Source organism: Halomonas sp. 5021 (genome assembly GCF_036663435.1).
GTDB classification, from domain to species: domain Bacteria; phylum Pseudomonadota; class Gammaproteobacteria; order Pseudomonadales; family Halomonadaceae; genus Vreelandella; species Vreelandella janggokensis.
In genome coordinates this window covers 25,004-38,692 of the sequence record NZ_JAXOVU010000009.1, presented here as the reverse complement: position 1 = coordinate 38,692, position 13,689 = coordinate 25,004, and the positions used below count along the sequence as shown (strand labels likewise).

12 protein-coding genes are annotated in these 13,689 nt (G+C 57.0%); 3 read left to right on the top strand and 9 right to left on the bottom strand.

The window, feature by feature from the left end:
* Positions 1-208 precede the first annotated feature (208 nt).
* A complete protein-coding gene (locus R3F64_RS14095; RefSeq protein ID WP_332612097.1) occupies positions 209-2,008 on the top strand; it encodes a GGDEF domain-containing protein in 1,800 nt (599 codons plus the stop codon).
* A 33-nt stretch (positions 2,009-2,041) separates the two neighbouring features.
* Here the strand turns inward: R3F64_RS14095 and R3F64_RS14090 are convergent, their stop codons facing one another.
* Entirely contained in the window at positions 2,042-3,364 is a 1,323-nt protein-coding gene (locus R3F64_RS14090; protein ID WP_332612095.1) for a DUF2252 domain-containing protein, read from the bottom strand.
* Positions 3,365-3,492: 128 nt separating this feature from the next.
* A complete protein-coding gene (locus R3F64_RS14085; RefSeq protein WP_199284813.1) occupies positions 3,493-3,969 on the bottom strand; it encodes a GNAT family N-acetyltransferase in 477 nt (158 codons plus the stop codon).
* 282 nt (positions 3,970-4,251) lie between these two features.
* Between R3F64_RS14085 and R3F64_RS14080 the strand changes: the two genes are divergently transcribed.
* Positions 4,252-5,772, top strand: a complete 1,521-nt coding sequence (locus R3F64_RS14080) for a sensor domain-containing diguanylate cyclase (protein WP_332612092.1) — start codon at positions 4,252-4,254, stop codon at positions 5,770-5,772.
* Positions 5,773-5,783: 11 nt separating this feature from the next.
* Here the strand turns inward: R3F64_RS14080 and bluB are convergent, their stop codons facing one another.
* On the bottom strand, positions 5,784-6,458 hold the full coding sequence (gene bluB, locus R3F64_RS14075; protein ID WP_085917857.1) for a 5,6-dimethylbenzimidazole synthase: 675 nt from the start codon (positions 6,456-6,458) through the stop codon (positions 5,784-5,786).
* A gap of 106 nt (positions 6,459-6,564) precedes the next feature.
* Positions 6,565-7,050, bottom strand: a complete 486-nt coding sequence (locus R3F64_RS14070) for a MarR family winged helix-turn-helix transcriptional regulator (RefSeq protein WP_085917858.1) — start codon at positions 7,048-7,050, stop codon at positions 6,565-6,567.
* Between the two features lie 98 nt (positions 7,051-7,148).
* On the opposite strand from R3F64_RS14070, the gene R3F64_RS14065 reads away from it, so the two are divergent.
* Complete coding sequence (locus R3F64_RS14065) at positions 7,149-8,078, top strand: DMT family transporter (protein ID WP_085917859.1); 930 nt, start codon at positions 7,149-7,151, stop codon at positions 8,076-8,078.
* A gap of 99 nt (positions 8,079-8,177) precedes the next feature.
* On the opposite strand, the gene R3F64_RS14060 is transcribed toward R3F64_RS14065, so the two are convergent.
* The 5 genes from R3F64_RS14060 to R3F64_RS14040 all read right to left on the bottom strand — a co-directional run bounded on the left by R3F64_RS14060 (position 8,178) and on the right by R3F64_RS14040 (position 13,664).
* Positions 8,178-8,603, bottom strand: a complete 426-nt coding sequence (locus tag R3F64_RS14060; RefSeq protein WP_085917860.1) for a GNAT family N-acetyltransferase — start codon at positions 8,601-8,603, stop codon at positions 8,178-8,180.
* Positions 8,604-8,707: 104 nt separating this feature from the next.
* Positions 8,708-10,075, bottom strand: coding sequence for an N-succinylarginine dihydrolase (gene astB / locus R3F64_RS14055; protein WP_332612089.1), 1,368 nt, complete (start codon positions 10,073-10,075; stop codon positions 8,708-8,710).
* Positions 10,072-11,544 (bottom strand): succinylglutamate-semialdehyde dehydrogenase, encoded by a 1,473-nt coding sequence (astD, locus tag R3F64_RS14050; RefSeq protein ID WP_085917862.1) that lies wholly within the window; start codon positions 11,542-11,544, stop codon positions 10,072-10,074. The genes astB and astD overlap by 4 nt, the downstream gene beginning before the upstream one ends.
* A 24-nt stretch (positions 11,545-11,568) precedes the next feature.
* A complete protein-coding gene (gene astA / locus R3F64_RS14045) occupies positions 11,569-12,600 on the bottom strand; it encodes an arginine N-succinyltransferase (protein ID WP_085917863.1) in 1,032 nt (343 codons plus the stop codon).
* Positions 12,600-13,664 (bottom strand): arginine N-succinyltransferase, encoded by a 1,065-nt coding sequence (locus tag R3F64_RS14040; RefSeq protein ID WP_085917864.1) that lies wholly within the window; start codon positions 13,662-13,664, stop codon positions 12,600-12,602. The genes astA and R3F64_RS14040 overlap by 1 nt, the downstream gene beginning before the upstream one ends.
* Between the last annotated feature and the right edge of the window lie 25 nt (positions 13,665-13,689).

Here is a 13,689-nt window from a genome sequence, read left to right as displayed (position 1 = left end):
GATCCTTGACTGGCATCTGCGTTTGTATTTTTTGACATCACCCCACCGGGGGATCGTTGAAGAAACAGCATCGCCTTGGCGTCCTTTTTGGTTAAAATGGGCTAAAGCGCTTAAGCTCTCGTATCACGCTGCATCAACCATAGGTCGTGAGTATTGTTGTTGCCTTGAATCAGCAGAATGACCGCTATAAAAAACGAGGACGTTCGCCATGCTGCCCCGTGGGTTCGCCATACGCCATTTTATTCTGCTGATCGTCTCACTCATTGTGCTGGCGACACTCTCTAATGGCGTCAAAGCGGCAGCTCCACCTCAGCCGCTAATGGACTGGGAATACCGCTGGGGCGACTCGCCCCGGGATGCTAATGGCGAGCCCGAGTGGCTAGATGATGAATCCGCCGACTGGCTATCAACGATGTCTCCCTCTAACCCACCGGGTCGCGAGGGCCATCAGCACCTTTGGTTACGCACGACATTGCCTGAGGGCGATTGGAACGACCCCGTCCTTTATATCACCAGTATCAATCTCATTGGCCAGGCCTACCTCGGTGATGAGCTGATTTATCAGTACGGGGAATTTGACGACCAGGGGCGAGGGGATTTTGCCGGCTGGCCTTGGCACATGATCGACCTGCCTGAAGACACTGAAGGCGAGCCACTGGCCTTCCGCCTATATTCCTACTACACCAGTATTGGCCTTTGGGGCGAAGTACAGGTAATGGAGCGTATTGATGTACTCAAACACGTCATCCATGAGTCGGCCCAGGACCTTGGTGTCAGTGCGCTGGTATTGGTACTTGCCATTCTGGCCACTATTTTCGCCCTTATTGGGCCTGAAAGACGTGGTTTCCTGGCCACCGCACTGTTCGCCTACGCCTCTGGGCTGATGCTGCTTGCCGAGGCACCCGCCCGCCAGTTGATCGCCGACGGTCCCCTGGCTTGGGATATGCTTAGAGCAGGCAGCTACTACACCCTCCCGATCGCACTGGGGATGCTACTCAGCCATTGGCTTGAGGGAACGGCCAAACGCTGGATCAAACGACTCTGGGCCTTACACCTGGCTTACTTGGTGATGGCCATGGGCCTGGTGCAGTTAGGCATTATCAGCCTCTCGATCACCTTCCCGGTGTTTGATGTTCTGCTGGCCATCACCTTGCCTATTATGCTGTTGCTCGCCCTCTTTCGCTTTCGCCGACTCAATCTTGAACAGCGCTTGCTGGTACTGAGCTTCACCTTTTTTGCTCCGTTGCTACTTGCTGATATGGCCGTCGCTCATGGCTTTGTGGCCTGGCGAACGGTGCCGTTGAGCTATGGCAGTCTGGTTTTTTCCTTGGCTATTGCGGCCATCTTTTTGTGGCACTACCGACGCACCCAGCAACAACTGGCAATGGCCAACGAAACCCTTGAGCAGCAGGTGGCTGCACGGACAGAAGAACTTGGGCAGTTGGTTCGCGAGTTAGAGGGACTCTCGTTTGAAGACCCCCTGACCGGCCTTCACAACCGGCGCCATTTCAATACGGTATTCGATCACGAATGCCGGCGTGCTCAACAACATGGCACAAAAGTCTCGCTGTTAATGCTGGATATTGATCATTTCAAGGACATCAACGATTACTTTGGCCACGATGCAGGCGATGCGGTTCTGGTCAAAATGGCCTCTCTACTCACTCAACACTTCGTGGATCTGGGCATAGTCTGCCGAATTGGGGGCGAAGAATTTGTCGCGCTCCTCCCGGATACCTCTGCCAAAACAGCCGAGTCCAGCGCCAATACGCTGTTAGCCTCAATTGCCCAATGCGCTTGCGACCACCAGGGAACCACACTCAGACGGATCACACTGTCTTGCGGCATCGCCACCTACCCCGACCACACTCATGACCCGCATAAGCTACTTCGACTCGCTGATGAAGCGCTTTATCATGCCAAACGCAGCGGCCGTAACCGCTGCGTGGTATGGTCCGAGTCATTCGAGGAACATGGCTTTATAATCGGCAGACGGCAAACACAGTAATCATCGTCACCGCCATCCAGGCGGCTGCCCAATCTAAGGGGAATCGGTCGCCAGGAAGTGATCAATAAACACGCTGTAGTCCTGCTCGACGCAGTCAGCGTAAGCCATCGCCAGGGTCGACACGACATCCACAAACTTTTCTTCACGCCCTTTAAGCCGCTGACAAACCGCCATGGCAAACGGCCGGTGATCCCCGTTATTCAGCGCTTGCGCACCGCGCAGGTGTTCCCGGGCGAGGATCTGCCCCCACTGCTGCGCGAGCTTGCGATATGGCTTGCCACCGGACAGCTTGTGGGTGGGGAAGTCCTTCTTGAAGGGAGAGCGCTCACGGACCGAAAATACCTTTTCATTCATGGTGAGCCAACCCAGATAGGCATCCGGGTGTTCCGCAATGGCATGAAATGCTGCCGCATGGCGAATACCTTCATTGGGGAATAGCCTCCGCCATACTTGCTTTTGGGGCTTGTCCATAAAGCGATACGCTTCCGGGGTCACCTGCTCTTTAACATCCAGAATGATGTCGTCGTGTTCATGATCAGCGCCCCCTTCAATCAACACATAGTAGCGCTCCACCCCGAGCGAACCGGTGCCCGCATCTAACCGGCGAGCCGTGTCTTTTACGCGGAAATGACGGGGATCGCTCTCTTTTACCGGATCCTGAAGCGTTTGCTGGTATTCCTGCTCGATCAGCCGACGCAACTGGCTGGCCATGTCTGCTGGCAAGTTGGCTAGTTTTCCGGGACGTTCCGCAAACCGACGGCCATGCTGGTCGTCGAGGGTGGTCCACTTTTCCAGCATCCGCGCACGGCTTTGCTTATCCGCCACCTTGCTCATGAAAGGTTTCAACTGCCCTTTTGCGCTATCCAGCGTCACCGCCTCTATGCACACATCATCGGTGTGATCTGCCAAGGTGTGATAGTAACTTTCCAATAGCTTGTTTAGCGCTTTATCAATGGCCTTGGGGCTAAGTTCAACATTTTCACGGCCATCCAATACCACGCTGATGGCCAGCCGCCACAAGTCATACTGGTAGTCGCCGATCAGCGCATCGTCAAAATCGTCCATACCGTAGCGCACTTGGTCATCATGATGACCGTAGGCACCAAAGTTGTAGACATGGGCGTCACCTTGCAGCCAGGTCTGGGTATTGGGCCAACCTCCAAATAACGCAAAGCGCCAGTCGTGCCATACGTCTTGCCAATACAAATGATTGGTACCCCGAAAGAAACGATACGGCGACGCCGCCATCTTGGCGTATTTGGCTTGGCGGGTCGCCGCGGCCAGCGGCGCGTTGACCTGCTGGATGGCTTCAATCACTTGCTGAGGGCGATTGTGTCCCGTTAGTGCATGACTCATCGCGATGCCTTTGTCGGTGCGTAAATGCTATTCACCCTAAGCATAGGCGACAAACGTTAAGAGATTAAGTCACCGTCCTTAATACCTTGCCTATTCAGGTGGGGGCAGCCACGGGCGGCAATACGCCCCTAACGCCTCAACTGCCGTGACATCACCGTGACGGTTTCGCCCCGGTACTCAAGGCTTTCTACATCTTGCCACCCCAAATGCCGATAGAGCGACTGCTGATCAGGGGTGTAGAGATAGAAGTGCTCGATGCCGTTCTCAACGGCCTCTGCTTCTACCCGGCGCACCAATGCAGACGCAATACCCCGCCCCCGCCACTCGGGCACGACAAATACTGAGGCCAGCCAGGGGGCAAGTTCACGGCGGATGCTCATGTCATCGGCAATCAGGCTGGCGGTTCCCACCGGGGTTTCGCCTTGCATGGCGACAAAGATGGAAGGCACCCCAGCCTGACCACATTCGGCTTTTAAACGTTCAATAGCCTGTTCTGGGGTGAGGCCAGGGTGTAAATGCCCCCAGGTTGCAAATGTCCAGCCCGCGACGATTTCAGCATTTGGATCGTCAGCACTCAGTCGCTGAAGGGCGATATCGCTTTGCATAAATGGCGCTCTACCTTGTTTAGCACAAACGAATACATTAGCGATTTATGGGAAGGCTGACCAGCGCCGACACTTCTCAACCCGCCGCTGGTCAGAGATTTTGACGGCAAGATCATCAGATGAAGTCAGGCTTCATCACATCCAATCGATACGCTCTGACACGGCCTAAAACCCATGATCAAAAGGTAGGCTCACCACGCTATTGGCCTAACGCTAGATTAGGGCTGATCAATCTCTTAGGTGCTAGTCTGTTAATCAAATGACGTTGGATACAGCTCACGAATGCAACCTTTATTAAGACGTACGCATCGTCTTGCATTGGCAACAATTGCCCCACGAGTTTTTGCCTTTTGCCATACCTTCGGGCTAACCGTATGGATCGCTGTCGTAGAAGGCAGCGGCTGGACGCTTATTCTGCCAGGGATGTTGCTGCTGCTGTGGCCCGGCGTCGCCTACGCGCTTGCGGCAAACGCTCAGAATTCGAAGCGTGCCGAGTTCAGGAATCTCCTCTTCGACAGCCTGCTGTTTGGTTTTTGGTGCAGCGTGCTGGATTTTTATGCGTTAGCCACCATTACCATCGGGCTTGCCTGCCTGATGAACAATTTAGTGGTCGGCGGACTTAGGAAGATGATGGTTTCAGCCCTACTTTTTATCGTCGCGGCCCTGATTGGAAGTGCCTTGACAGGGTTTACTTTTCGACCTTATGTGAGTAACAACTTAGACATCTACCAGTGGGCGGGAGCAGTGGTCTATTTTCTAACCATTGGTCGCGTCACGTACAGTCAGAATCGTCAGATTGGCCGTAGCATTGGCGAGATTAAGTTTCAGAACCGGGTTTTTCACGCCCTGTTGGATCTCGGAGCGGTCGCCAATCGCGCGATCAATATCCACTCCCTGCTGAATGACTCTTTAAACCACCTACATACTCACTTTCCCGGCTACGGCTTTGCCGTTTTTCTCCAGGAACCGCAACGCTCTGAAATAACACGCTACGCGGCTGTTGCGGGGCTAAGCCCAAAAGATGAACAACGCCTGAAGCGCTTATTGGCCAGCGTTCATGAGCAAAGAGAACATCCGGTCAAACTGCCACAAACAGAAGAAGGTGAGAATCTCTATATAATGCCCATGGGAGCCCGTTTAAGCATGTACGAAGGTTGGCTGTTCGTGAAAGCTCCCAACCGGGACGATGGTTTGGAGCAAATACTCTCCCTCTTTGCCGACCAGTTGGCGGCCGCTACCGAAAATAAATTGCTGCATTTGGAACTGAAGAAAACCGCTGAGCGTGACGGGCTCACCGGCCTTTATAACCGAGGATTTCTGGAATCGGCGCTGCAGATGAGCATCCAGAGCAAGGCCCAGACGCCAAACCTGGATTTTGCTGTGCTGATGTTGGATGTCGATAGACTCAAGGAAGTGAACGACCATCATGGCCATGTCGCAGGCGACCAACTGATTGCCAGCGTTGCCAGGTATCTGCAACGTCACTGCCGGGACAGTGACGTACTGGCACGCTACGGTGGCGATGAGTTCGTCATTCTGTTTCCCTCTGCCGACCTGGCAGCAGCCAAGCGTATGGCCAGTCTGATCCGGGAACACCTTCCCGACCAGCGCTGTACCATCGACACTGCCAACGGCGAACGCGAAGAACTGGCGCTTCATGTAAGCTTGGGATGCGCAAGCTCCAGCGAAGCGCCTGCCCAGCAGGTATTTGCTCTGGCAGATGAGCGCATGTACGAAGACAAAAGCCTGCGCCGCAAACCCAATACAGGTGGGCCTGGAACAACGAGGAGGCCCTCCTTATAGAGGTTTTCTCATTAACCACTGTTCAGCGGCTGCCCCCACTTATCTCCATGCACAAGTTCACTTAATGGTAGGCGAGAGCGCCAGCCTTTGGCTTCAAGCTCAGGCTGGTCTAAAAACTCGCTCACGTAGCCAAGACAGAGATACGCCAACGGGTAAACATGCTCAGGCAGGCTTAACGCAGTGCTCAGCTGTTCCTGGTCAAGAATACTCACCCAACCAACGCCAATCCCTTCCGCCCGCGCTGCCAGCCAGAGGTTTTGCACCGCCAAACAAGTGCTAAACAGGTCGGTTTCCACAATGCTATTGCGCCCTAGTACATGGGGGCCGCCCCGGCTTCGGTCACAGGTGATACAGAGATTAATTGGACTTTCCATAATCCCTTGCAGCTTAAGGCTTCGATAATGCGCTTTACGCTCGCCTTCAAAGCGCTCGGCGGCCTTCTGGTTCTCCTGTTCGAACATTGCCAGCACCGTTTCCCTGACGTCGCGACTTTCAATCACGATGAAATCCCATGGCTGCATAAAGCCCACGGAAGGCGCATGGTGCGCGGCCTCCAACAGGCGGGTCAGCACGTCAGGGGGGATCCGGTCAGGCAGAAACTGAGAGCGCACATCGCGCCGTTCAAAGATGGCGCGGTAGAGCCCGCGCCGCTCAGCATCGGAAAAAGCGTTATTCGAGGTGGTCATTAAGCTGCTCGGGTCTTTGGCTGGTCGGTTTTAAAGACAGTTAAGAGTCTACACGAGGTCAAGCCAGCCGCCATCGCAGTGGGTTTGTTTGACGTAAAACGCCTCTCTATGACTCAAACACCGCCAGGAACTGCCTGAGCAGGTCATCAAGTTGCTCTCGTTGCTCTTTACTCAGGCCACTCACCAGCTGCGCCTGGGTTTCCACATGGGCGGCCACGGCTTCGTCGATCAAATCAAACCCACGCTGGGAAAGAGAAATGAGAAAACCACGGCCATCGTCGGGGTTTTTAACCCGCTCAATCAAACCCGCCTTTTCCAGCTGGTTGATACGGTGGGTCATGGTGCCCGACGTCACCATCGTGGATGCCATCAAATCACCCGGCGATAGCGCGTAGGGTTCCCCCTCTCTGCGAAGGGTCGCCAGAACGTCAAAACTGGCATCCGTCAGGCCGTATTCCGCCCAGGTCTTCTCCATTGCACGCATGAAAGTGTGGTTCAGCCGCTTGACCCGCCCGATGGTACCCATCGGCACAACGTCGAGGTCGGGCCTCTCCTGCCGCCACTGTTTGAGAATGTTGTCTACATGATCCATAAGAGTATTTTGCGCCTGACTAGCTTGACGTCAAGATTAATCGCACATATCTTGATATCAAGATACTTTCAAAAACGGTACGAATGAGAACTTCGCCAATGACGCTATCAAGCACTGCCCGCACAACTCCCCCATGCAAAAGCGCTTGGCTTGCCCCACTGGTATACCTTTTAGCCGGTGGCGCTTTGCTGGGTCTGTCGACCAATTTGGCGAAACTAGCCGGTGATATTCAGCTATCAGCGCTCGCGTTTCTGTTCTGGTCGATTTCAGGGGCGGCACTCATTTTGTTGGTTCTTGCCGCCTTCCGCCGTAATCTACCGCCCGTTAACCGTCGCACCGTCAAGTATTACGCCATGTCAGGACTGCTCGGCGTAGCGGGTGCCAACCTACTCTTCTTCACTGCCATCCCCCATGTGGGTGCCGGTTTCGTGGCATTGATCATCACCCTGCCACCGCTACTCACCTACCTCGGCGCACTAGCGTTAAACATGGAACGGTTCCAGGTGTTGCGTGCGGCCGGGGTCGTATCAGCCCTGGCAGGGGCCATCACCCTGGCCTTTCATAAGCTTTCTGCGCCTGATGCCGATTACCTCTGGATTCTCCTCGCTTTAATCGGCCCGGTGCTGCTGGCCATCGGTAATCTTTACAGAACCTTGCGCTGGCCAGAAGGTGTATCCAGCGATGCGCTGGCGCCGGGGATGCTCATCGCCGCCGCCATCATTCTACTCAGCGTGGGTTTTCTGCCGGACTTCTCGCTGCAAGTTCCGACAGGCCGCTCCCTGCCGATCATACTGATTGCCGTTCAAGCGGTCGTCTTCGCAGGCCAGTTCTTGCTGCTTTTCCTGCTACAGAAAAGTGGCGGGCCAGTGTTTCTAAGCCTACTGGGTTCCGTCGGCGCCGTGGTGGGTGTACCCGTCGCCATTCTGCTGCAGGGAGAAACCACCCCCGAGGGCCTGCTACCAGGCGCCCTGCTGATTGGTGGAGGGATTGCCCTGCTCAACATTGGCAAAGCCAAGCAACTTAACTAAGTTATCCAAGAGAGACATATCATGAAGGTTGCAATATTGAGCGCTGCTGGCGATGCCGGCACGCGCCTTTAATCGTCAAACCCGAGCTACTTGATTGGGTTAGAAAATGCTCCGCTCCATATAGTGAGTTCCGCCTTCGGTTTTGAGAATGCGAAACCCCATACGCTCGTATAAAGCAGTTGCCGGGTTGATAGAAAATACGCGTAGTCTAAGTAAGTCAACGTTCGCTTGTTGGGCGATTGCCATTGCGTATCGGATTGCTGCGGTACCCAGGCCCTGTCGCTGCCATTTCTGATCAATTTGCAGTTCTCGAATATAGTAAGCACCTGCCTCACGATTTAAGCATAACAAACCAACTGGGCAAGCATTTACGACTAACGCATAGCTATCAAACTCGTCCCAGTTTTTATCGAACAAGTCAGGATCCCAGTGCATATCCAGGTGCTTATAGTAGGCAGACATGTTCTGACGAATGATGTTTTCCGCGAACGCTTTGTCGTCGGTTCGACGAATAATGGCTTCCATATGCGAATCTCTAGGCGTCAGTTACCTGAGATATCTTGGACTTATCGTATGCAAAACGCCAAGGCATGGCCTTGGCGTTTTGGTTGCTAGCTTAGCTTAAGCCCTTACCCCAACTGAAACGGGTAAACAGGCCCGATCTTGAGCAATTGGGTAAGCTCATCCAGCGCGACCAGAGATTCTTCCGCGAGCTGCGGGTCGGCCAAATCATCCGGGGCGAGGCGGTCGCGGTAGTGGCGATTTACCCAAGCGGTCAGATCATCGTAAAGCGCATCGGTGAGCAGTACGCGGCCGGTAAGCGCAGCTCGTTCTGCCTCGGAAAGAGCCACACGCAGGCGCAGGCAGGCAGGGCCGCCGCCGTTGCGCATGCTCTGCTTGACGTCCTTGACCATCACCTCACTGATCGGATTATTCCCCGCCAACAGGTAGTCCTGGATGGTACGCCATACCGCCTCGCGCTCCTGGCATTCGCCGGGCACCACCAGGGTCATGGTGCCATCCGGATTGGAGAGGAGTTGTGAGTTGAACAGATAAGACGCGACCGCATCTTCCATACTCACCGCCTCTACGGGTACCCGCACGGGAATTAATGGCGTGGCCATTTTGTAGCGAAGTTCATCGAGTGTGCCCTCTTCATCCAGGAAGGCCATTTCGTGATAGAGCAGCACGGGGCCGTTGCCCACGGCGATGACATCGTTATGGAACACACCTGCGTCGATGGCGTTCGGATGCTGTTGGGCAAATACGGTTTGCGACGCCGTCAATCCGTGCTGACGGGCCACCGCCTGGCTGGCTTCCAGGGTTTGCCGGGCAGGATAACGCTTGGGTTCGCGCTCGCCGCTTCGCACGTCACCAAACGCCTGGCGGCCATACACAAACAGGTGCACGCCGGGTTCGCCGTACTCACCGCATAGGCGGGTGTGATTGGCCGCGCCCTCATCGGAAAAGGCCGGGGTGGCGGGCAGCACCGGGTGGTGCGCGAAATGCCGTTCGTCGCGGAAGATCGCTTGCAGCACACGCCCCGTCGTTTGCGGCTCCAGGTAGCGGTGGAAGCTAGACTGCAGGTTGGCCGGCGTAAAATGTACCCGAGTGTCCGGTGAATCCATGCTGGGCGTGATGGTACCCGCGTTGGCGGTCCACATACTGGACGCGGAGCAGACCGCGCGGAGCAGCTGCGGCGCCTCTTTGGCAGCACAGGCCAATACCTCACGGTTGCTGCCGCTAAAGCCCAGATCGCGCAGCGCACCGATATCCGGCCGCTGCTGGGGTGGCAGAACGCCCTGGGCATAGCCCGCGTCCATCAGCGACTTCATCTTCAAGAGCCCCTGCAGCGCGCCCTCTTGGGGGCTGGACACCAGGCCGCCGTGGCTCATCGAGGCCACGTTACCCACGGCCAGGCCCGAATAGTTATGGGTCGGGCCGACCAGGCCATCGAAATTGACTTCCTGGACGTTGTTGATGGTCGCCGTGTTCATAAGCTGACCCCCGGCGGCAAGGTGTCGGGCATTTCCAGGCTGTCGGCTTCCATGGAAGCCACCGGGTAGGCGCAGTAATCCGCCGCATAGTAGGCACTGGGGCGGTGGTTGCCACTATCCCCTACGCCACCGAAGGGCGCGTCACCGGACGCACCGGTCGTCTGGCGGTTCCAGTTGACGATCCCGGCGCGAATGCGCAGCAGGAAGTCGTCCCAGTCGGCTTGATCGCCGCCAATTAACCCGGCGGAAAGCCCGTAACGGGTGTTGTTGGCAAGTTGTACCGCTTCATCCCAGTCGTCATAGCGGTGGATTTTCAGCAGCGGGCCGAAGTGCTCCTCGTCGGGCACGTCCAAGCCGGTCACGTCGATCAGCGCGGGGCTGAGCAGGCTGGTGTTGTCCTGTAGACGCTGCATACGATTGATCACCGTGCCGCCCATGGACTCCAGCTCATCCTGGGCCTTGAGCAGGCCATCCGCGGCAGCCACGCTGACCAAGCCCCCGAAAAACGGCGCAGGTTCTTCCTCGAACTGGCCCGCCACGTGCAGCTTGGCGATAGCGTCTGACAGCGCGTCGATCAGCCTGTCACCGACCTCGCCCTTAGGCACCATCAAGCGCCGCGCGCAGGTACAGCGCTGGCCGCCGGAGAGAAACGCCGACTGCAGAATGCTCAGCACCGCGGCGCGCTCATCTTCCACGTCTTTCACCACCAGCGGATTGTTACCGCCAAGCTCCAGCGCGAGGATTTTATCCAGTTGACCGGCAAACTGCTGGTGGAGCATGCCGCCCACCTTGGCGCTACCGGTAAACAGCAGGCCATCAATATCAGGGTTAGCTGCCAACGCCTGACCAACCGGCACACCGCCCTGCACCAGGTTGATGACGCCTGCGGGCAGACCGGCTTCCAGCCAGCACTGCAGGGTCAAATCGGCGGTCAGCGGCGTCTGGTCGCTGGGCTTGAAGACGACACAGTTTCCCGCCAACAGCGCGGGCACCATATGGCCGTTGGGCAGATGACCCGGGAAATTGTAGGGACCGAACACCGCCATCACGCCGTGGGGGCGATGGCGCAGCACGGCTTTGGCGCTACCGACGTCTTTTTCCCGTTCGCCGGTGCGCTCATGGTAAGCCTTGAGTGAAAGCGCCACTTTACCGATCATCGCGCCCGCTTCGGTGCGCGCTTCCCAGAGCGGCTTGCCGGTCTCGGAGGCAATGGCGACAGCCAGCGCTTCGCGGCGGGCGGTCAGCACCTCGACAAAACGCTCGACCAGCGCCTGGCGGTCGGCAAACGGCGTGCGCGCCCAGTCGGGAAAGGCGCTACGTGCGGCGCTGACGGCTGAGGCGACCTGCTCACCGGAGGCTTCCGCCCCTTGCCAAAGCAGTGCCCCGGAAACCGGGTCAACCTTCGTCAAAGTCGCTGCTTCGCCAGCTACCCAGGCGCCGTTGATCAGTTGCTGCTGTTGGGCGTGCATATAAAACTCTCCTGTAAACGTCGCCTAGGTCTCGAGTAGCCGTAAATGATCACCGGTAGTGACACTCAAACGCTGTGCTTCGGCTTCACTCAGCACGATAGTATTGTCTTCAGTGGGGGCACGGCCTATCCAGCTCGCGGTAAAGCTGAGCATATCGGTGGTCGCGGCAAGCCAGCGGCTGAGGCTCTCCTGCGGCGCGCTGTTGGCCACCTCCACTTGGCAGAGCCGTGAGTTGCGGATGGCGCGTACATCGTCAATGTAGGCTTCCACCGTTGGGCCACCGTCGAAAATATCGATATACCCCTCCCAACGAAGCCCCTCTTTTCTAAGCATTTCCATGGCCGGGCGGGTATGCCGATGCACCTGCCCAATGCAGGCACGCGCGTCTTCTGACATAAAGGTGGTATAGATCGGGAACTTGGGCATCAGCTCGCCGATAAAACTCTTTTGCCCAAGACCGGTCAGGCGATCGGCCTCATTGAAATCCATTGGAAAAAAGTGTTTGCCCAGACTTTCCCAGAAGGGGCTGGTGTTGTGCTCATCAAAAACGCCGCGCATTTCCGCCAGCACTTTATCGGGGAAACGGTCGCGGAACTGGGCGATAAACAGCCAGCGCGCCTTGGAGAGCAACGCGCCGTTGCGCAAATGCTTGTTGGCTTCGCCGCGGTATTCCGGGCGCAGAAAAAGCGAGCACACTTCGGCATCGCCGGTATGGTCGGAGCTTAAAAACAGCGTGTCGATGGTGCGGTGCAAATCCAGCTGTACAGAGGAATGCGCCAGCGTGCCCAGCCGGTAATTGTAGAACGGCACTTCGCGACCGACCTGGCCCTCAATCGCGCAACAACCCGCGAGTTCGCCGTTGTCTTCGTCTTCCAGAACGAAGAAATAAAGCCGGTCATCCACTGGGGTGCGCTCTTCAAAAGCGCGGGCAGCAGCTTCAATCTTGCCAGCCAGAAACTCGCGATTATCCGGCAACGAGGTAAACCCCACACCGGCCTGCTGCGCAAGCGCCTGGAGCCCATCAAGATCATCCCGGGCAATGGGTCGAATGCGCATTACATTTCTCCTTCATCAAGCGCATCTACCGCGCTGGGCAAGGTTAACGGCGCGGCGAGCACCGCGCGGCCCTCTTCCACGCCCAAGCGTTCGGCATGCTCGGGCGACAGCATCAACTGACCGGTGGGCGACAGCGCATAGCGTGCCACAATGCAGCGGAAGCCCCCCAGTTTCTGGTTGGCAATCATCGCCGGTTCCGCGTCAGGAAGCGCGTGTTCAGGACGAACCCGGACCGGATGCCACGCTGCCGAGCGGAAGGTTTCCAGGCGCTCACGTTCGGTTTTGACAATCGGCCCGGCGTCGAAAATATCCACATGGCGCGAGCGCACAAAGCCCTCCGCCAGCATTTCTTCCAGGGCCTCTTCATGGGCCGGGTGTTCACGGCCAATCGCTGCCCGCGCCTGGGGCGTTAGCAGGGGCAGATAGAGGGGAAACTGGGGCATGACTTCGGCGATAAAGCTTTTCGAGCGCACCCCGGCAATATGATTCATCTCCTGGAAGCTGCGGGCGAAAAAGTGCCGCCCCACGCTCTCCCAGAATGGCGACTCGCTGCGCGTATCCAGATAGCCTGGGAATGCCACCGCCAGAATGCGCGAAAAGCGCTCAGGGTACTGGGCGATAAACATCAGCCGTGCACGGCGAAGCAAGCTTTCGGCACTGGTGCCCTTGTAGCGCGGATTAAGCGAAAAGGCACACAGCAGGGTGGCATCCGAGACTTCATGGGAAAGCGCCAGGGTTTGCACTTCCCGGCGAACGTTGAGCTGCTGGGAGGCGTGAATCAGCGTTTCCTGGCGATAGGTGTAATAGGCCTCATTAGCGCCTGCCTGAGCGCGAATGGTCGCCGTGCCCAGCACTTCGCCACTGGCGTCGTCCGCCAGCACGAACGTATAGTGCTCGTTGCCGGGGAACTCCACCTCGCCGCTGAAGGCCGCCTCGGAGCGCACAATCCGCTCTTCAAGACGCTCGCGGTTGGCGGGTAGATTGGTGAGCCTGGGTACTGCGTGCTCGGCTAGCTGTTCCAGCGCCGCCAGGTCGGCCATTTTCACCGGTCGAATTACCAGCATCCTCAACGCTCCCTCAGCATTTGAG